Annotated in this window: 16 protein-coding genes, 2 tRNA genes and 1 pseudogene; 10 read left to right on the top strand and 9 right to left on the bottom strand. The window is 41.5% G+C overall.

What is annotated here, in order from left to right:
* Nucleotides 1–117: 117 nt before the first annotated feature.
* From AC2FA3_RS07075 to AC2FA3_RS07060, 4 genes are all read right to left on the bottom strand, one after another.
* A complete protein-coding gene (locus tag AC2FA3_RS07075; RefSeq protein WP_490508976.1) occupies nt 118–1,776 on the bottom strand; it encodes an ABC1 kinase family protein in 1,659 nt (552 codons plus the stop codon).
* 106 nt (nt 1,777–1,882) lie between these two features.
* Nucleotides 1,883–2,578, bottom strand: a complete 696-nt coding sequence (locus AC2FA3_RS07070) for a ubiquinone biosynthesis accessory factor UbiJ (protein WP_490508975.1) — start codon at nt 2,576–2,578, stop codon at nt 1,883–1,885.
* Between the two features lie 170 nt (nt 2,579–2,748).
* Entirely contained in the window at nt 2,749–3,849 is a 1,101-nt protein-coding gene (gene ubiE, locus AC2FA3_RS07065) for a bifunctional demethylmenaquinone methyltransferase/2-methoxy-6-polyprenyl-1,4-benzoquinol methylase UbiE (RefSeq protein ID WP_490508974.1), read from the bottom strand.
* Nucleotides 3,850–3,952: 103 nt separating this feature from the next.
* Nucleotides 3,953–4,675 (bottom strand): FFLEELY motif protein, encoded by a 723-nt coding sequence (locus AC2FA3_RS07060; protein WP_490508973.1) that lies wholly within the window; start codon nt 4,673–4,675, stop codon nt 3,953–3,955.
* On the opposite strand from AC2FA3_RS07060, the gene AC2FA3_RS07055 reads away from it, so the two are divergent.
* From AC2FA3_RS07055 to AC2FA3_RS07045, 3 genes are all read left to right on the top strand, one after another.
* Nucleotides 4,674–4,841: a hypothetical protein gene (locus tag AC2FA3_RS07055; protein ID WP_490508972.1), complete on the top strand. Its 168-nt coding sequence runs from the start codon at nt 4,674–4,676 to the stop codon at nt 4,839–4,841. The two genes, AC2FA3_RS07060 and AC2FA3_RS07055, sit on opposite strands and share 2 nt — an antisense overlap.
* 229 nt (nt 4,842–5,070) lie before the next feature.
* The gene (locus AC2FA3_RS07050) at nt 5,071–6,717 is read left to right on the top strand and encodes a hypothetical protein (protein WP_490508971.1); all 1,647 of its coding nucleotides are present in this window, start codon (nt 5,071–5,073) and stop codon (nt 6,715–6,717) included.
* A 673-nt stretch (nt 6,718–7,390) separates the two neighbouring features.
* Entirely contained in the window at nt 7,391–8,998 is a 1,608-nt protein-coding gene (locus tag AC2FA3_RS07045) for an inorganic phosphate transporter (protein ID WP_201547068.1), read from the top strand.
* A gap of 120 nt (nt 8,999–9,118) precedes the next feature.
* On the opposite strand, the gene AC2FA3_RS07040 is transcribed toward AC2FA3_RS07045, so the two are convergent.
* Together AC2FA3_RS07040 and AC2FA3_RS07035 are read right to left on the bottom strand one after the other, a co-directional pair.
* Nucleotides 9,119–10,351, bottom strand: a complete 1,233-nt coding sequence (locus AC2FA3_RS07040; RefSeq protein WP_490509012.1) for an aminotransferase class I/II-fold pyridoxal phosphate-dependent enzyme — start codon at nt 10,349–10,351, stop codon at nt 9,119–9,121.
* 225 nt (nt 10,352–10,576) lie between these two features.
* Nucleotides 10,577–10,795, bottom strand: a pseudogene (locus tag AC2FA3_RS07035) (helix-turn-helix domain-containing protein); the annotation flags it as partial.
* Between the two features lie 529 nt (nt 10,796–11,324).
* On the opposite strand from AC2FA3_RS07035, the gene msrB reads away from it, so the two are divergent.
* The 4 genes from msrB (at nt 11,325) to AC2FA3_RS07015 (ending at nt 12,963) form a co-directional block, all read left to right on the top strand.
* On the top strand, nt 11,325–11,750 hold the full coding sequence (gene msrB, locus AC2FA3_RS07030) for a peptide-methionine (R)-S-oxide reductase MsrB (RefSeq protein ID WP_443578869.1): 426 nt from the start codon (nt 11,325–11,327) through the stop codon (nt 11,748–11,750).
* 152 nt (nt 11,751–11,902) lie between these two features.
* A complete protein-coding gene (locus AC2FA3_RS07025; protein WP_490508970.1) occupies nt 11,903–12,397 on the top strand; it encodes a glutathione peroxidase in 495 nt (164 codons plus the stop codon).
* Between the two features lie 349 nt (nt 12,398–12,746).
* Nucleotides 12,747–12,822: transfer RNA gene (locus tag AC2FA3_RS07020), tRNA-Val, on the top strand.
* A gap of 64 nt (nt 12,823–12,886) precedes the next feature.
* A tRNA-Asp gene (locus tag AC2FA3_RS07015) sits at nt 12,887–12,963 on the top strand.
* Nucleotides 12,964–13,160: 197 nt separating this feature from the next.
* Here the strand turns inward: AC2FA3_RS07015 and AC2FA3_RS07010 are convergent.
* Nucleotides 13,161–14,246: a phosphatase PAP2 family protein gene (locus AC2FA3_RS07010; protein WP_490508969.1), complete on the bottom strand. Its 1,086-nt coding sequence runs from the start codon at nt 14,244–14,246 to the stop codon at nt 13,161–13,163.
* Nucleotides 14,247–14,322: 76 nt separating this feature from the next.
* Between AC2FA3_RS07010 and AC2FA3_RS07005 the strand changes: the two genes are divergently transcribed.
* The 3 genes from AC2FA3_RS07005 (at nt 14,323) to AC2FA3_RS06995 (ending at nt 18,155) form a co-directional block, all read left to right on the top strand.
* A complete protein-coding gene (locus tag AC2FA3_RS07005; protein WP_490508968.1) occupies nt 14,323–16,020 on the top strand; it encodes a phosphoethanolamine transferase in 1,698 nt (565 codons plus the stop codon).
* Nucleotides 16,021–16,063: 43 nt separating this feature from the next.
* Complete coding sequence (locus AC2FA3_RS07000) at nt 16,064–16,750, top strand: response regulator transcription factor (protein ID WP_201608943.1); 687 nt, start codon at nt 16,064–16,066, stop codon at nt 16,748–16,750.
* A 100-nt stretch (nt 16,751–16,850) separates the two neighbouring features.
* Entirely contained in the window at nt 16,851–18,155 is a 1,305-nt protein-coding gene (locus tag AC2FA3_RS06995; RefSeq protein WP_490508967.1) for a sensor histidine kinase, read from the top strand.
* Between the two features lie 22 nt (nt 18,156–18,177).
* Here the strand turns inward: AC2FA3_RS06995 and AC2FA3_RS06990 are convergent, their stop codons facing one another.
* A complete protein-coding gene (locus AC2FA3_RS06990) occupies nt 18,178–18,870 on the bottom strand; it encodes a DUF1345 domain-containing protein (protein ID WP_490508966.1) in 693 nt (230 codons plus the stop codon).
* Nucleotides 18,871–19,178: 308 nt separating this feature from the next.
* The gene (locus AC2FA3_RS06985; RefSeq protein ID WP_490508965.1) at nt 19,179–19,973 is read right to left on the bottom strand and encodes a COG4705 family protein; all 795 of its coding nucleotides are present in this window, start codon (nt 19,971–19,973) and stop codon (nt 19,179–19,181) included.
* Between the last annotated feature and the right edge of the window lie 120 nt (nt 19,974–20,093).

The raw sequence follows: 20,093 nt of genomic DNA, 5'->3' as shown, positions 1-20,093 counted from the left end.
AATTCTCCATATAAAACGTGTTTTTAACTGAGTAAACACTATCAAATAAGATAAAAAATTAAGATTTAAATTTTATAACTATTAACGAGTATTCATTGCAATTAAAAAACCAGTAATCTAGGCTAGAACCCGCCAAATAACGACAATCATAGCCAATAAATAAAAAATAGGCGCAAACCAACCGACTTGTGTCGCAATGGCAATAAATACGGCAAAACCCGAAAGTGCTAGCCAATCACGGCGGCGGTCATTGAGCATGTCGGCGCGAATTTGTTGGATCTCGCGCAGTTGACTGTCTTGGCGCGATCCTTGTGAGGCAAGGCTTTGTAAACCCTGATCTAGCAGCTTAGGGATATCAGTGGTTGATAATAAAATCTCTGGCAACTGCTGGCGTAAGTGTTGCAAATTACGCATCGGATCGAGCTGCTCTTTGATCCAACTACTTAAAATGGGCTTGGCAAGCGACCAGATATCAAGGTCAGGGTATAAGTCGCGCCCCAGTCCTTCGACATGCACCAAGGTTTTCAGCAACAGCATTAATTGCGGTGGAATACTCATATGATGGCGGCGAGCGATATCTAAAATCTGCATTAAGACACCAGCAAAGTCGATATCATTAATAGATTTTTGCAGCATAGGTCCAACAGTGCGTTTCATATCGCGCATCAAGGCATGCTTATCGGTATTGGGCGGTATCCACCCAGCACGACTGACTATATCAACCATCGCCGTAAAGTTGTTATTCATCACCGCCAACAGCATGCGAGCGACGATAAGCTGGTCGTCTTTTGATAGCGTACCCATGATGGCGCAATCAAGCCCGATATAGCGTGGCTCATGACCTAGGTCAACCGCTGCCATATCTGCAGTGAGCGTTTTAACCGGTGGCGTCTCTACAAAGACATTACCCGGATGCATATCGGCATGAAAGAAATTATCGCGAAATACTTGGGTAAAAAATATCGTTAAGCCTTTTTCTGCCAGTGCCGCACGGTCATAACCAAGCTTATCAAAGACTTCAACCTGCGAGATAGGAACGCCTTGAATACGCTCCATAACCATGACGTTTTTAGCTGCATCATAGACTTCAGGGACATACATCAGTGCTGAGCCCAAGAAGTTATTGCGCATCTGCGTCGTATTGTCCGCCTCTAAGGTCAAATCTAATTCATTGAGCATCACTTGACGATAATCTTCAACAATATCAACGATATGTATAGCGCGCGCCGCTTCGATACGCGCCGATGCCCAATTGGCAAGCTCACGCAGTAGTTCAAAGTCTGCAACGATGGTGGTGCGAATATCAGGGCGAACCACCTTTACCACCACTTCACGACCATCGTGTAGAGCCGCCGTATGTACTTGAGCGATAGAGGCTGCTGCTAACGGTTTAACATCAAAACGAGCAAATAATGTGGCGATAGATTGACCAAGACCATGTTTCGGGTCTTGGATTTGGGCAATGGCAACGTCAGAGTCGAAGGGTTTGACTTTGTCTTGTAGCTGTACCAATTGCTCGATAATCTCAAGCGGTACTAAATCGCGTCGCGTCGAAAGCAGTTGTCCAAGCTTTAAGAACAGCGTACCCATGTCTTCAAGCGCATACTTAATCGCATTGGGCTGATGTTTTTTACCCCACGCTGCTGGATGCAAACGGATTAAACGCGCTAAAGGTTGCAGCTGCGGCGCTTCTTCGATAGAAAGATGGGTATCAATGCGATAAGCGGCGGCAATACGCCAAAGTTCAAGTAAACGGGCGCGATGAGATAGTAGCATGAGATATAGTTACTCTAAAAAGTCGAAAGTAGGCTGGATGCTATATTTATTGATAACTATTTTTATTTATAGTAAGCACTTAAAAAATCGTAGCATCTACTTATTATTATCTATTATTAGTTAAACGTGCTTGTTCATCTTTGATAGCCGCAAGCTTAGCTTCTTCACGCTCAATGTCAGCACGTAGTTTCAATAGTTGCTGCTTCAGGTCATTGACTTCGGCGGCTTCCATCGGGTCAGGAGCAACATTACCCGCTACATCATTGGCCCAGTCGCTGACATCGTTAAAAGCGCGTTTGGCGTTATGGCGCCAGCTGCCTTTTAGCTGTGATATAAGTAGATGTAACTGACTGGCCATCGGCTTACCAATAAATGGCTCAAGCTGTCCTGCAACATCTGGATCGAAACCTGCGACCAGCTGCTTAAGTTGCATCAGTACTTTGTAATCACCAGCGATAGGTAAATTACCCTCTGTGGCGCGCATCAGGTTCAGCAGCTGCGCTGGATTATCAACGCTAATAATGCAGTCTGGACGACTATAACCAAGACGCGACCGCTCTAGGTTGGCCTTTTGGCGCTTATTCATATTGCCGCTTGGCTCAAACACACTCTCAGTCATGACCGGCTCAAAGCGCAAACGCTCCTCGGTAAATAACACGTCCAAATTTACTTCAGGCGTGTCCATATTTAAACGCAGCACTTTGCCCGCAAGTGGTGCCAGACCAGCTTTGGTAATCTCATCGCTGGCAATGGCGATATTAATCAGCTTTTCGGCACCCGCCAAAAGTAAGACAGTCAGCATAAGGCTCTCGCATGTTTGGTTGAGCGCCATAAGCGTGGCGCATATTTACATATTGGCTGTTATTACGATGATTAAACGCCTGCCTAGTGGCAAACGTTCTTACATTATGAATAAGCTTGTTTGTATAAACAGCTTTTAAAACTACGCTCTAAAACTATTCTTTTCTAAAATTATGCTTTAAAACCACGATGGACAGCGACGATACCAGCTGTCAAGTTATGATAATCACAATTTTCAAAGCCTGCTTGTTGCATCATTTGCTTCAGCGTCTGCTGATCAGGATGCATACGAATCGATTCCGCCAAGTATTGATAGCTTTCTGCATCATTAGCAATCAGCTTGCCCATAATTGGCAAGGCAGTAAACGAATACAAATCGTAAGCTTTTGATAATGGCTCAAACACAGGTTTTGAGAATTCCAAAATCAATAAACGACCGCCTGGCTTTAGCACGCGGTACATAGATTTTAAAGCAGCATCTTTGTCCGTGACATTACGCAGACCAAAGCTGATAGTTAGCAGATCAAAGCTATTATCATCAAATGGCGCTAATGTTTCAGCGTTTGCTAAAACGAAATCGACGTTATTGCAGCCAGCATTAATTAAGCGCTCACGACCAACTTCTAACATCGCCGCATTGATATCTGATAACACGACTTTACCGTTGCGACCAACTTCGCGGCTAAAAACTTTGGCCAAATCACCCGTACCACCAGCGATATCAAGCACATGCTGACCGGCACGTACACCCGATAAGCTAATCGCATAACGCTTCCATAAGCGATGAATACCAAATGACATTAAATCATTCATAATGTCGTATTTTTTGGCGACTGAGGTAAAGACATCAGCAACGCGTGCTTGTTTTTCAGCTTTATTGACCGTCTTATAGCCAAAATGCGTTTGCTCATTGCCATCAGTATCAGGCGTATGCGGATTATTGATGTCATCACGCTGGTTAAATAGCGTTTGCTCGGCGGTTTGTGCTTGCGCAGAAGTAGGGTTGGTGCTGTTGTTTATCGTGTTTGGCATAGTCGTTTGTTGACCTTGTGGGGTTCCAGTTGGTAAGTCTTGCACTTGAGTAAAGTCATTATTGTTGTTATCGACTGCGGCGTTTGCATTAAGCGTCGCACTAGAGCCTTGGTTTTGACGCGCTTTTACTTGAGCGGTGATGTTTTGATTATTTGTGATACTGTCTTTGACCAATTTATCTTGCAGATGAGCATGAGAAGCAGCATGAGTTTCAGTATTGTTATTTGAATGATCAGTCATACGATTATCCTGTTATTGGTTTTTATGATGGCGTATTTGAGCGCTGTTTAAGCATCATTCAATCACTATACAGCGCCGTTAGCCATGGGCATTATTGACCCTATCATACACCAAACGTTGTTGGCTTACCGCCATTATCGCTATCATGAACCTCGGCATGAACTTCGTCAATAATCTCAAGCTCACGTTCACAAAACGGTTCAATAAAGCTGCTGACACTTTTTAGTGGTTTCATCGCTTTAAAGCCTGAATCGATAAAGTCGTAAAGCGGTTGGAAGTTATGGCGATAAGCCGTGCCTTTCGCGAGACCAAAGGCTTTTTTGAGCATAAACGAGTTCAAATCTTTATCGGTACGATAGCAGACCTCTTTTAGATTGTTAATCTGCACACGGCGCTCATTGGCCTCATCGACAGCGCGGTAAGCGGCGAGCATATTCTCTTCATTAACCGCTAAATCTTGAGCAACTAACCACTCGGCTAGATGTAAATCAAGCTCAATTGCCAAGATAGACGCTTGAATGCCCATGCTGCCTGCTTCTAAAGAAGCTTCTTTGGCAAGGCGCTCTAATTTTTTAGCTTTAGGAAGGATGCGTCCTAGTTGCTCTGCCAATACTTTGAATTCATCCCCACCATATAGCTGCGTTAAAAAATAATCTGCCATCGGTTTGTTTTTTGGTTGTTCAAATAACGCGCTATGGGTACGTTTTATACGCGCTTGTTGCCATGCTTGCACTTCTTTTAATTTGGTATTTAAGGCAGCATCTTCATGGTGTGGCAGCGCCCAAAAACTGTTTAAGTGCTGTTGTAAATTGGCTAACGCAGACATGGCAGGTAATCCTATAAAAAGTAAAAATGGCAATCAAATTGATGATAAAAGGGTTGAAATGATACTAAATGCTTGTGCTTGTGGGCAGCTATTAAAGCATGCGCGCAAGATTTTGTTCACCTTAAAAGAAAATACTGAAGAATACAAATGCCAAACTGTTACATAGCAGGGTTATTTACTATATTTACTCAATGCTATGATTAACTGATATGGTGATTTTAAGTGCGGTAATCAGTGTTGTAATCAATATTATAAAAATCAAGCATTTATAAAATAGCTATGTAAATATGAAGTTTTTATGCAAAGAAAATAGCGTATAAAAATCATAAACGAGAAATGTATAACACCGCATAAAAAACTATAAAACATTATCTAATAATAAAGCGAGTATGGACATGAGCAAAAAAAATAATACCACTAAAGACCAAGCGTCAGAAGCGGTAAGTGACCAATTTAGTGAGCAAGTCGTCGAGCAGCGTTTAACACCCAATCCGTTAAATATCTTTTCTATGGACAAAGATGCATTGCGATTGGCATTAGTCACTGCCCAATTTGCCTTGCGAGCCACGCGGCAGCAAACACCGCCGACCACCAATAGACCAACCGGGCTATTGGTACTGGTCAACGGAATGGAGCAGGCAGGCAAGGGCACAGCGGTCACCCAACTGCGGCAATGGGTAGACCCGCGCTTACTCAAAGTTGAAGCAACGGTTGGTGATTGTCCTTTAGAGCATCAGCCGATTTGGCAAGCGCATACTAAGGCGCTGCCACGTCATGGCGATGTGATGGTATATTTTGGCAACTGGTATGCTGATTTGCTTTATAACGTCATGCGTATGGCAACGCTAGATGATGAAAATAGTGAACCTAAGGAAAGTGGGGATAAGAATAATAAGAAGCTGAAAAATAAAGCGTTGCCTATTGCCCAATGGCAAGATTACTTGCAGAAAGAACTGACTAAGCTACAAGCCTTTGAGCATGACCTTGCTGCTAATCAAACCAAGCTGCTCAAATGCTGGTTTCATGTCGATATCGAAACCTTACAGGCGCGTCTCAACGATGATAAATCTGATCCAGAGTTTTTATATCAAATTGATTGGAAAAGTAAAAAGGTCGTCGACACTTTTAATAAGGTGGCAACAGTTTTATTACGCCAACAGGATGACTGGATTATTATCAACGGTGAGGATAAATCACAGGCCGCCACCCATTTCTGTCATGAAGTATTGCAGGCCATGCAAACAGCACTAGCAAGCAGTAAAGCAAAAATTAAGAATATAAAAAATGCAGCAAAATTTGAGCCTGTAAAAATACCTAAAACTTTGATAAATATTGACGATACCGAGATACATAAGTCTGACTATCATGAAGCGCTTGCGGAAAAACAAGCACGTCTTGCTGAATTGCTGCGTGCGCGCAAAGGTCGGCATGTAGTCTTTGCCTTTGAAGGGATGGATGCAGCAGGCAAAGGCGGGGCTATCAAAAGACTGGTTGCGCCACTCGATCCACGCGAGTATCAGATTTATAATATTGGCGCACCCATGCTGTATGAATTACAGCATCCATATTTATGGCGCTTTTGGACCAAACTGCCCAATGAGCAAACCGATCGTATCAGCCGTATCGCTATCTTTGACCGTACTTGGTATGGGCGTGTATTGGTCGAACGTATCGAGGGCTTTGCGACTGATGGAGAATGGCAGCGCGCTTATGCTGAAATCAATCGTTTTGAGGCAGATTTGGTAGCCGCTGGCACGATAGTCATCAAATATTGGCTCGCTATTGATAAAAAAGAGCAGCTCAAACGCTTTGAAGCACGTGAAGAGACGCCGCATAAACAGTTTAAGCTGACCGATGATGATTGGCGCAATCGTGATAAATGGTTAGATTATGTGCAATCGGCGGCTGATATGCTGGCACGCACTCATACAGACGATGCCCCTTGGTGCGTCATTGCCACCAATGAAAAGCGCCAAGCGCGCTTAGATGTATTAGACCATGCGATTGAGCAGCTATCTTCAGCACTTTCTCATACTAAATAGGTGACCGATAAGTGATTGGTAATAGTGATGAAAGCGTTAGGTAGGCTTGATAGTTAATGGTATTTTTGCTTAGTTATTTAATAGAAATTAAAAACAATTTTCTATTAAATGTCTAGCTTTTCTAAGCCATAAATTTACAGTTACAAATCTCGCAATATCATCATGCATTCTGTGTCTATATTTAATATAATAGGCGCGTAATAACTTCTGCTTTCTAGCAAAATGGCTGAGCAGTCGGATACTATATTTATCATATAAATGCTCTAATCATTATCAATATATCTTTTATAACCAACGCTATCACTATAAAACCTAAGCCGCAAGCTGCTGTAATCGGACGATTTGGCAAGACTACTTGCGGCTTTATGGCATTTTGTATGATAGGTTTTTACCTGATGTGTGGGCAAGCTAAAGCAAATATTAATAAGCGCCCAAAACTATCGGGACAATATAGATAGCAATAGAGCAATTTTTTACAACCATATTTTCGAATCAGTAAATTCAAAACAGTATTTCGAGAAAGAAATTCGGAACAGTATTTCAAAAATATGTTGCGTATACGCTATCATCATGTTGGATGGTGAAAAAAATACCATCAACGACATCATCAATAGCGCCGCAATGTCATCAATCACCTATAATTTCAATCAGCTTACGCAGGACGTATTAACGTATGGGTATTAGCAGCAGTTCTACAGGACCAACCAAAGCAGTCGGTTCTATGAGAATCAATCTATTTTTTGCCATTTTACTGATTGCGATGACCGCTTACTTTTTATGGTGGGGTCTGGATTACACCATGCATCAGCAGACGACGCTATTTATTGTAGCGACGGCTTTTGGTGTGTTTATGGCATTCAATATCGGTGGTAATGATGTCGCCAACTCATTTGGCACCTCGGTGGGTGCAGGGACGTTGACGATTCCGCAAGCCTTGGGTATTGCGGCGATATTTGAAGTGTCGGGCGCGGTGTTGGCAGGCGGTGAAGTTACTGACACCATTCGTAGCGGCATTGTCGATTTAGATGGTCTATCGGTATCGCCCAACCAATTTATTTATGTCATGCTTTCAGCGCTTATCGCTGCTGCATTTTGGTTATTGTTTGCAACCAAAAAAGGTCTGCCAGTTTCGACCACTCACGCCATTATCGGCGGTGTCGTTGGTAGCTCTGTAGTATTGGGTATCACCTTAGGTGGTACTGAAATGGCGCTATCGACGGTAAATTGGGGTACGATTGGCACGATTGCTATCTCTTGGGTTATATCACCGCTACTCGGTGGCTTATTTTCCTACCTTTTATATGGTCAGATTAAGAAAAATATCATTGAATATAACGATAGAACCGAGGCACACATTGCGACCCTAAAAGGTGATAAAAAAACGCTAAAGCAAAATCACAAAGATTATCTGGATAGTCTGACCGAATCAGAACAACTGGCTTATACCTCAGCGATGTTACGTGATCAAGAAATTTATAAAGATGATGATTGTGACGTTGAAGATTTAGAAACCGACTATTACAAACAGCTTTATGAAATTGAAAACGAGCGCAGCAACCTCGATACCTTAAAGGCATTGAAGCAATGGGTACCTATTATTGCGGCTGCAGGCGGCGCGGTCATGGCTTCTTTGGTCATCTTTAAAGGTCTAAAGAATGTCAATAATGGTATGACGACGCTGCAAGGTTTTTTAATCATGGGTATGATCGCGGCGCTGGTTTGGCTTGCGACCTATATCTATACCAAGAGTATCCGCGGTAAGCATAAAGAAGATTTGACCAAAGCCACTTTTATTATGTTTAGCTGGATGCAAGTCTTTACCGCCTCTGCTTTTGCTTTTAGTCATGGCTCAAACGATATCGCCAACGCCGTCGGTCCTTTTGCGGCGATTATGGACGTTATTCGTACCAATAGCATTGCTACCGAAGCGGCAGTACCGCCCGCGGTGATGCTGACCTTTGGTGTGGCGTTGATCGTTGGTTTATGGTTTATCGGTAAAGAAGTCATTCAAACCGTCGGTACCAATTTGGCAAAAATGCATCCGGCTTCTGGCTTCTCAGCGGAATTGGCTGCTGCTGCTGTAGTAATGGGCGCTTCAACCATGGGGCTGCCAGTATCGAGTACGCATACCTTGGTCGGCGCAGTACTTGGCATCGGTATTGTCAATAGAGATACCAATTGGGCACTGATGAAACCTATCGGTTTAGCATGGATAATTACTCTTCCTGCAGCAGCGGCAATGTCTGCAATCAGTTATATTATTTTGGTCAATATCTTTTAAAACGTACGCTTATTAAGGTTTTTGCTTAAGTCTTATTTAAAGTTATTTATAAGCACGTTTCAAATAAAAAACGCTTATCAGCCTGATGCCGATAAGCGTTTTTTTATGATTTTTGAATTTTTATTCAGTACCAAACTGCTTACGTTTTTTGGCAAAAAAGCGGTCCAATCTATCCATGGCATCTTCTAAATCGTGCAGATTGGGTAAAAACACTAAGCGGAAATGGTCGGGTGCATCCCAGTTAAAACCAGTACCTTGCACCAGTAAAACGTTTTCTTCGACCAATAAATCCATCATAAACGCCATATCATCTTCGATAGGATAGACCGCAGGATCCATCTTTGGGAAACAATAAAACGCCCCTTGTGGCATGGTGCAAGAAATACCTTTAATGGCATTGAGGCGTGAGACCGCCATTTCGCGCTGCTTATAAAGACGGCCTTTTTTAGAGGTTAAATCCTTCATGCTTTGATAACCGCCCATCGCCGTCTGAATCGCATATTGCCCTTGGACGTTTGAACATAGGCGCATAGATGCCAACATATCTAAGCCTTCGATAAAGTCAGATGCATGGTGTTTTTTACCAGAAACCATCATCCAGCCAGCACGGAAACCGGCGATACGGTGCGACTTTGATAAACCATTGTAAGAAAGCACAAGTACATCATCAGTCAAGGTGCTCATCGGCGTATGCTGCATATCATCATAGAGAATACGGTCGTAAATCTCATCGGCCATGATGATTAAATCGTGCTCTTTTGCCACTTCGATAATCTGCAGCAGCAATTCATCACTATACAGCGCACCAGTTGGATTATTAGGGTTAATAACCACGATGCCTTTGGTTTTAGGGGTAATTTTAGATTTGATGTCTTCGATATCAGGATGCCAATTGTCGTCTTCATTACAGCGATAATGTACGGCGGTACCGCCTGCTAAGTTGGCCGCTGCCGTCCAAAGCGGGTAATCAGGCATTGGCACAAGGACTTCGTCACCATCATTCATGAGCGCTTGCATGGTCATGACAATCAGCTCAGAAACGCCATTACCCAAATACACATCACGCACATCAACAGCAGATAGTAGGCCTTTTGATTGATAATATTGCAAAACGGCTTTACGAGCCGCAAAGATCCCTTGTGAGTCTGAATAACCAGTCGCTTCTGGCAGGTTCATCGCCACATCACGCAAAATCTCATGCGGTGCTTCAAGACCGAAAGGGGCAGGGTTACCAATATTAAGTTTTAAAATGCGCTTACCTTCGGCTTCCATTTTATTTGCCGTTTGCAGCAGAGGACCACGAATATCGTAGCAAACGTTTTGTAATTTATCGGATTTTTTTATTGTGTTCATAGAGTGACCACTCATAGGATTGTTTTGTGAATGTGGCGCTGCTTGATTTTTTATTGGTTGAGCGGCGTTAACTTGCTTGCTAGATGCTGCATTTTTATTATTAGCATTTATGCTTTGATTTGAATCTGCATCGCTAGCAGTATCACTATTAATGTAATTATTACTCTTACTATTAATCTCACTATTCATTTCATGTTGCAGCTCACCACGCAGTAGATAGCCTTCGCTACAACCTAAGAGTCGTGCAAGAGTAGGTAGCTTCGATGATACGATACCATTGGTGCCGCGCTCCCAGTTAGAAATAGCCCCGCGACTGACTTTTGCCCCTGCTGCGGTCATCGCTTGTGCCAATTGCTCGGCAGTCATGCCCTTATCTCGGCGCAGTTGTACTAACCGTTCGGCTTGCGTGCCTTTACTAGCTTGTATCTCTTTGCTATCAGCCATCATCATTTATACCTTTTATTAACCAATCAATGCGTTTGTAATAGCAGATGACCAATAGAATACTTAGCCATAAACCAGTACCAATGCAAGATATTATTGCAAATAAACTTCTAATGCAAGTACTAGGATGGATATCAACAAATTATTTTTCAATTTATAAAAAATGCAAGTATAACTTGCAAACAAAACTCTAATCAGTCTCCTAGCTATCTTTCTTGATGATTAATTCAACAAGTATAGTAAGAAAACACACGACTACTGACCCAATAAAATTACAACTTTACTTATTTAAGCAGTAAGATAATTTGTTATATTTTACTTCTCTATCTCTTATTTAATTTCTTAAAACCTTAGGCTTTCAGCTGGTAGATTGAGCAGCTTTATAATAATGACCTTGAATAGTCAGCCGATAAGCAGCAGATAAAGGTCATCGTTTTTATAAAAACGAACGATAAATTTTTGCTATTAGATGACGTAAAGCAAATGAGATAACCAATCATTTCATCTAAACATTCCATAAGGATATACGATGCAAGACAACCAATTAAGCAAAGAAGAAATCAGCCAGTTGACCGAAGCGGACTGGAAAGAGCGCTTGAGTGCCGATGAGTATCATGTGATGCGTGAGAAGGGCACAGAGCGTCCATTTACTGGCGTCTATAATGACGTCAATGATAAAGGTATCTATCGCTGTAAAGGCTGCGGTGCCAGCTTGTTTGAGTCGGACAGTAAGTTTGATGCAGGTTGTGGCTGGCCAAGCTTTGATCAAGGTATCGATAATAGCGCCATCGATGAGCACGTTGATGATTCGTTGGGCATGCGCCGTACGGAAGTAACGTGCAGCAATTGCGGCGCGCACTTGGGTCACGTATTCCCTGATGGACCACGAGAGACCACTGGCATGCGCTACTGCATCAACTCGTTATCTATAGATTTGGATAAAACTGAAGAATAAATGACAATATAGTCAGTGGTTTGGCTAAAATCAGTATTTTAGTTAAAGTTAGACTGGTAAGAAGGAAGTACGTGGTGCTTCCTTCTTTCTTCTAAACATGCAAATTTCTTATAAGCCTGTAAATAATAAAACAATTAATTTAAGGATGAATGATGAGCACTGTTTATGATTTTACCGCTGAGCGTATGGACGGCACCTCGCAAGCCTTTGCTGATTATAAAGGTAAAGTATTATTAATCGTCAATACCGCTAGCAAATGTGGCTTTACGCCGCAGTTTGAAGGTCTAGAGGCGTTGTATCAACAATATAAAGATCAAGGACTGGTGGTGATTGGTTTTCCTTGTAACCAGTTCGGCGCTCAAGACCCTGGCAGTAATGAAGAGATTGGCGCATTTTGTCAAAAGAATTATGGCGTCAGCTTTCCAATGATGGCGAAGGTTGATGTCAATGGTAAAGATGCGCATCCTATTTTTGAGTGGTTAAAGGAAGAGAAGGGCGGTATGCTGAGCATGCTGACAGACGGCATCAAATGGAACTTTACTAAGTTTTTAATTGGTTCAGATGGGCAAGTCATTGACCGTTATGCGCCAACCACCAAGCTTGAAGCGCTTAAATCCGATATTGAGCAAGCGCTAGCAGGGAAATAGAGGATAAGCTGCAAAAATCATTGGTTTTGTATAAAATATAAAGCCAATGAAAACAGAGGCTTGCCCATAGAATTGATAAATTCAGGAAAAATTCGTAAGAAAATGGCAAATAGGGTTTGACAGCCATGTGTAAATCTATATAATACACACCCACAGAGCGAGGCTTTAGTTAGTTCTCTTCTGTTGAAAGTTATTCGAAGGGTGACAACTTTGAATGTTAAAACTTTCAGGAAATCCTATTTAAAGGATTTCAGTAATACCTAGTTTGGATGCGTAGTTTCCTAGAATTTATGATAATGTAAATTCTCTTGCGCTCGAACGAAGCAGTGCTTCGTTTTATCCTCGCTCAGGGTGATTAGCTCAGTTGGTAGAGCGTCTGCCTTACACGCAGAATGTCGGCGGTTCGAATCCGTCATCACCCACCACTATTTAGTATAGTTTTACTCTTAAGTAGTAAGCTAAGTGGCTAAATAAACTAAAACGACCTCAGCAGCGGTAGTTCAGTTGGTTAGAATACCGGCCTGTCACGCCGGGGGTCGCGGGTTCGAGTCCCGTCCGCTGCGCCATATTTAAAACGAATTTAAACTGTAAAGTTTAAGCAAGTTTCGCCTCAAGTATTCGTTTACTTGAGGTTTTTTTGTGTCTGTAAAATACTATTAATCTATCTGGTGTTAAATCAACCAAATGGTGAGATAAGTCATCTATCCTTTAAATGCGAGATGGTTTTTTCGTATTAGGCATCCAACTACTGACTCGACTCTCATTATACTAAGAGGGGAAATTGATAAAATAGCGCATAGATAAATGAGCCAATGATGACACATACAACACTGAGCCAGACCAGACGAAGATGAGCAACTGACCATTCTGCTTGCCAATCAATTCTATCACTCGCTCTTAGCCACTCTGTCACACTAATCGCTACCGTGAGCCATAATGTGCCGACCAAATAACCTCCTAGCACATCACTCAAATAGTGCTCATTGAGTACAATTCTACTTAAGCCTACCAGTATAGAAAAAAAGACAGTCATTACCACTATACGGACTTGCTGACTAAAGTTGCGGCTAAAACGAATGGCCGTATAAGCAAGAAATCCATATAGCGCAACCGTAACTGTTGCATGTCCACTCGGAAAGGAATCTGTCGGCTCGAACAGAAGAATATGCACTGGTCGATCGCGTTGAAATAATAGTTTACTAAGAAAGGTAAATATCGTGCTCCCTAAAGTGGCTACCAGTAACCCTATCAATATATAGCGCTGGCGAATTACCCAACATAAAATACAGGTTAAAAATACAACTAAGCAGGTCGTTGCAGTAGAGGCGAAGCTAGTAATTAGGATGAAAAACGTTACTAGAGGTGACTCACTTAGCATACTCATCTGCTGTGACACAAAGTGATCCATCGCCACAATAGTATCTGAAGTAACGACATCTTCAACCAAGCCGAGAAACAAAAATAGAATATAACCCATGACTAGCACTAAAAGTGTCAGAGGTAAGCCATAAAAATGCTGTATATGAAGCCTTTGCGATAAAACATGATACAACTTTGGATAATTATTTCTTAATCGAATAAGTCGTTTGCTTTGACTACAATACTGTTTAATCGCCGCCCAATATCGCAGCGCGTAATTCAGTATTTTCTTACCATAACGAATCAATCCATATTGCAAAACCCATAACACAACCATCACTAATAGAATTAAGCTTCCTAATATGAGCAACGGCTGATTTTCTTGAATAAGGTTGGTCATGGGCAAGAGTTCTCTTCTGGAAACAGTGGTTGTAGGTGTTTTATAAATTTCTAAAACATTAAATACTTTATAAATTTTATTATCTAGCACTCTTAACACCTTCTTAACACAGTACATGCTATTTTAGCGAATAAAGTCCTCTTTCATTCTATTAAGAAGTCCGTGTATGTCAAAACACTTAGTCACTGATGCCAGTGTTGCAGAAGACAATAGTATAGATTCTGTCACAGCCAATACTGCAACTAGCGAGAAAAGAAGGTTCTATAATCGTGAGGTCAACCTCAATTACTTGATTGTAGTCGTTGTACTATATCTCGTTGCTACGGCAAATATTGGCTTTTTTAAGCAAGTACTCGCTATATATCCGTTTGCTGACAATGTTGGCTTTATTATATCTCTTACAGGCTTACTGTTTGGGCTGATGTGGTTATTGTTTCAGCTATTATGCTACCGCCCGATAGCAAAACCTGTACTTAGTATAATGCTCATTATTGCGGCCATATGTGGTTATTTTACCGATGGCTACGGAACAATATTTGATAGCGGTATGTTGATTAATAGTTTACAGACGGACCAAGCAGAAGCGATGGGACTGATGGCGCCAAGCTTTGTTATTCGACTGCTATTATTAGGGGTGTTACCTGCTTTTATTATCAGTAAGATTCGTATAAAGCGTTTTTCTATAGGTCGCTCAATCGTACAAAAGGCAATTACCTTGATTTTGTCTATTGTGTTGATAGCGGTTTGCCTATTGCCGTTTGGTGACCAGTATGCCAGCTTCTTTCGTCAACATAAAATGGTGCGTAGTTATACCAATCCCATTACGCCCATTTATTCAGTCATAAAACTCGGTACCGACTATTTCGATGAATTGCGTCGCCCTGATACGATGACTGCTCATGCTGTAGATGCTAAGCGGACAACTACGGTTGGCAAGGTAAAACCTAAGCTCATGGTATTTGTAGTCGGTGAGACCGTTCGCGCTGACCATATTGGCTTAAATGGTTATAAGCGCGATACGATGCCGCTACTTGCCAAGCAAGCGGATATCTATAGCTTCAAAGATGCTGCTTCCTGTGGAACCTCTACAGCGTATTCAGTACCTTGTATGTTCAGTTATGCCAATCGAGAAGACTACGACATAGACACTGCTGAGTATCATGAAAACGTTCTCGATACCCTTAACAAACAGGGCGTCAATGTTATCTGGCGAGACAATAACTCTAGCTCTAAAGGCGTGGCAGACCGAGTCACTTTTGAGGACTATAGAACATCCGATAAAAACCCCGATTGTGATGTTGAGTGCCGTGATATTGGTATGCTTAACGGTTTTGATAAGTTGGTCAAGCCAGAGGCTAAGCCACAAGACACGCTTATTTTACTACATCAAATGGGCAATCATGGTCCTGCCTATTACAAGCGCTATCCCAAAGAATTTGAAGAATATAAGCCAGCCTGTATGACTAATGAACTCTCTAAATGTGACAGAGAATCCGTCATTAACGGTTATGACAATGCGATTCGCTACACGGATTACTTTTTAAATACTATTATCGATAAGCTGAAACCCTATGAGCAAGAATACGACGTGGTGATGGTCTATATTAGTGATCATGGCGAGAGTTTGGGTGAAAACAACTTGTATTTACATGGTTTACCGTATGGTATTGCACCGAATGCTCAAAAGCAGGTGCCAGTGATTATTTGGTCGCCGAATGGTAATAGCATCGACAATAACAGTCTCTCTAGTATGATCAAACAGCCGGTATCGCATGATTTCATTACGCCAACCCTGCTAAGCTTTTTTAATATTACGACTAAAGAAGTTCAGTCAGAACCAACCTTTTTTAAGACTACCCATTAAACTGTTTTTATCCAATTCACACTTTTTGTAGATAGCAGCCATTATGTATAAGATACTTATTATTGAAGACAATCCTGATATCGTAGCAAATATCTATGCTTTTTTTGAGCCAAAAGGCTTTGAGCTAGATAATGCACATAATGGTCTGAGTGGCTTGGCACTGGCAACGAGCAACCGTTACGACGTGATACTGCTAGACGTCATGCTACCCGGTATGGACGGTACCAAGCTGTGCAAAACGCTTAGAGAAGAATTGCATGATAAAACGCCCGTATTGATGCTAACCGCGCGTGATACTGTTTTGGATAAGGTAGCAGGGTTCGATAGTGGTGCGGATGATTATTTGGTCAAACCTTTCTCATTGGTTGAATTAGAAGCACGTATCAAAGCACTGATACGCCGTAATCAAGATGAACATTTTCAGCATACTATTGAAGTCGGCAAGCTGTCTCTAAATACTGAGCAACACAGTATCAAACGAGAAGATAAACTGCTAAAACTAACGCCAACAGGCTTTAAAATCCTACATGCCTTAATGAGTGCCTCGCCTCGGGTAGTTAGTAAAACTGAGCTTGAGGAAAAGGTATGGGGACAGGATATACCAAGTAGTGATGCGCTTCGAACACATTTGCACAGTGTGCGTGCACAAGTTGATAAGCCGTTCGCTAAGCCCATGATAATAACCATAGCAGGCGTTGGCTATCAAATTATTGACCCAGACAAAGTCTAAGATTTCATAATGCCATTTACAGATTAGAGTCTATTATAAGCAGTCGTATCTATATTTTTTCTTACGCCATCTACTGACTTACACTAAATAAGCACACGCCATGTTTACTATAGACTCAATCGCTAATAAGTTTCGAATCTCATATTTTTTATTCGCCTTACTGCTTTGTACCACGTTCGTCAGTATTTTTATGTATGCTGAGATGCGAATTGAACAGGACTTAGTGAAAGGGCGTCTACTGCAACAGCTGCAACTCAGTCAAGAAAAATATGGTGAGCAGGCTATTTATACAGCAGATCCCGGTATTAAAATTTATCATTATGATAGCGCGCCAGAGAATTTAAAAGCGCTAGCCAATGGAACGGTTCAAGAGATGCGGGTGAGCGTGAATAGTAAAGCGAGCAACACCGAGGCCAATCTGCACTTTTTTGCCTATCAACAAAATGAGCAAAAGTATGTTTTGACCTACTTAGAAGGGTCTGAAATGGTGATGGAACACTATCCTGTTTTGGCCATCTTCGAAGAATTAGAGGGTATATTTGCCGACGCATTGAAAATGGCGGTTATCCTAAGTTTGCTCATTGCTGCGCTATTCTCGCATTTATCGTCTAAGCAAATCATCAAGCCTTTACTAGATTTAAAAAAGGCCGTAGAAACCGATCATCAAAATTTAACCGAATTAACCCATCTACCCTCAGAGGTTGGAGTATTAGCACGAGCTATCGATGAAAAAAACCATAAGCTAGAGCAGTATCTAAAACGTGAGCAGCTGTTTACCGGCGATGTCAGTCATGAGTTGCGTACCCCATTGACCATCATCATGGGTGCATCTGAAGTACTAGCCTCACAGCTTGAAGACAACGGTTACTTGGGCGAATTCGCCAACCGTATTAGCACGACTGCCCAAGAAACCTCTGAAATCATCAGTGCTTTATTACTGTTATCGCGCGCGCCTGAACAACTGGATACACCGCCAACCTCTATCAACACCATCGCTATGAGCGAAGTATCACGCCTACAATATTTGCTCCGCCATAAACCGGTAACTTGTAAAGTAGTCGCTGAGCAAGATTACATAGCAAATGTGCGACCTGAGCTGCTAAAAATGGCGTTGGGTAATTTAATAAAAAATGCCTTTCAATACACTGATGATGGTGAAGTCATTGTCACTATCGATGCTGAAAAGATTACAGTGACTGATACCGGTCTTGGTATTCCAGAGGTCATGATGCCGTTACTCTATGAGAGATTTGAGCGTCTGAATGACATAAGTACAAGCGATCAGGTAGAAGGTAGCGGTTTGGGTCTTAGCATTGTGCAACGTATCATGACTCATATGGATTGGAAGCTTATCCATCAAGCCAATGCTACAGGCGGTAGTACGTTTAGCATTTATTATCAGTAGGATTGTCCAAATCTCAAATCAATTATATATAGCTGGCTATAATATTAATTAATAAAGAGATAATAACCAAATTAAATACGAAGGCGATGATGCTGTGTAGGGTAGCAAGCTTTCTACCTGCCTTTGAAGTAAAAGCAATATCAGCAGTTTGGCCTGAAGTACCAATGGCAACTGCACAATAAAAGAAATCTTCAAACTTAGCGTTTACTATGGTTGCTGACTCAGCGCTGCTACCTTTATCCTCAAACATTGCCTCAGGAAACATAAAAGGTGGATTTGATTCGCTACGTTGTTTAGAGAAATACAAATAAGCGTATTGCATAGCAAAAATGACTTGTATCATCAGCCAAGTAATAAAAATAGTAACGACCGTAAGTGCAATAATTAAAATGCGTGCCGTACCTTGATAGTCTTTGCCAATCTGAGTTTGCCTAAAGATCGCTAATAAACAGATTAAACTTGCAGTACTGATGAGGCTCAAGATGATTACTTTGCCTTCATGATCTTCGTTTAGGTGACCATGAATGGTATTAGTACGCATCATCATGATGATACTGACGATATAGATCAAAATGGCACTGTCCCAACCAATAATAAAGCTGGTACTAAAAGAGAGTGGCCATATTGCCGCTACTATTAAACCAATAACTGCCCCACCTAGTAGACTGCCTAATAAGCGCCAATGGCTAAGAAACGTATTTGATATTCTTATCATAGTGTCAATCAAACTGTATTGATTATAGTTCAGATTATAGTATCTATTGAGCGCTAGTTTTAACCAAGCTTCCAAATACATCGCAGATAAGTTATTTGGTACCTGTTAGTCCTTTAATACGCCTCATGCCAGCTCCAGGTCCAGTCTCGATCCCCATATAACGAGCTTCCCAATGAGGGTTGTATTTTTTTCGATGTTAATAAGGGCAATGAAGCATTTCCAGTTGATTTTTATTTTCATCATAATTTATTATCTATAGCATAGGCTGCTAGCAGAGATGAGATTAACTTCATATACAGCCTTCAATTTCACAATCTTTTTTTATAGGTCTCATAGCCTACCAAGCCCACAATCATCAATAAAAATACAATACTGATACTGGTCACGCCTAGAGCCAAACCTCCACTTTTTATCGGTTGTGATAACCAATCACCAAGCGCTGCGCCCAAAGGACGGGTCAAAATATAAGCCAACCAAAAGCATAAAACGCTGTTTAACTTAAGCACATAAAACGCTGCTGTAATAAGAGCGATTCCTGCCGCAAATATCAATGTAGAGTTTTGATAGCCGATATTAAGCCCTTCAGCAAACCAATCGCCTGCAGCAGTACCCAGCGCAAAAGTAGCTAAGATAGCTGTCCAATAGAATAATTCACGAGGAAAAGTATCAATGTGATGAATAGATAAAGTCTTCTCTCTGGCATACCAAATCGCAAAGACTACTGCAAGTAGTATGCTAAATCCTATCGTTGAGTACGCTAGTGGTATGCCAAGGTTATCTGTCATATTATCGGTAATCAGCGTACCAAGAATACTGACGAATACGACGGTTAGCCAGTATTTCCACGGTATATATTCTTTAGCTTTTAGTTGTACTACTAATACGATTACAAATAGCACGGTCATAATAAGAGACGTCGTCGGCAGACCTAGCTTGAAATTAAAAATCATAAAATCGGCGGCAGTTTCACCGACTGTGGTTGACATCATTTTGATCAGCCAAAACACGATCGTAATTTCAGGCACTTTATTAAGCATATGACCAAGCTTTGACGGTTTAGATAGGCTATTTTCTGATGCAAGTATTTGACGGGAGGTAGACATGAGTGCTTTCCTTTTTTAGGATGGTTAAGACATAGCACTATATTTGCTACGCTCTCGACTTATAGTAGCCACCCAGCTATTAAGAAAGTGTTAAGACGTCATAATTTACCTTTTAATATA

It is taken from the genome of Janibacter sp. CoH_79_TC_3 (assembly GCF_058197955.1).
The sequence above is the reverse complement of the archived record's forward strand: the minus strand, read 5'-3'. Positions and strand labels throughout refer to the sequence as shown.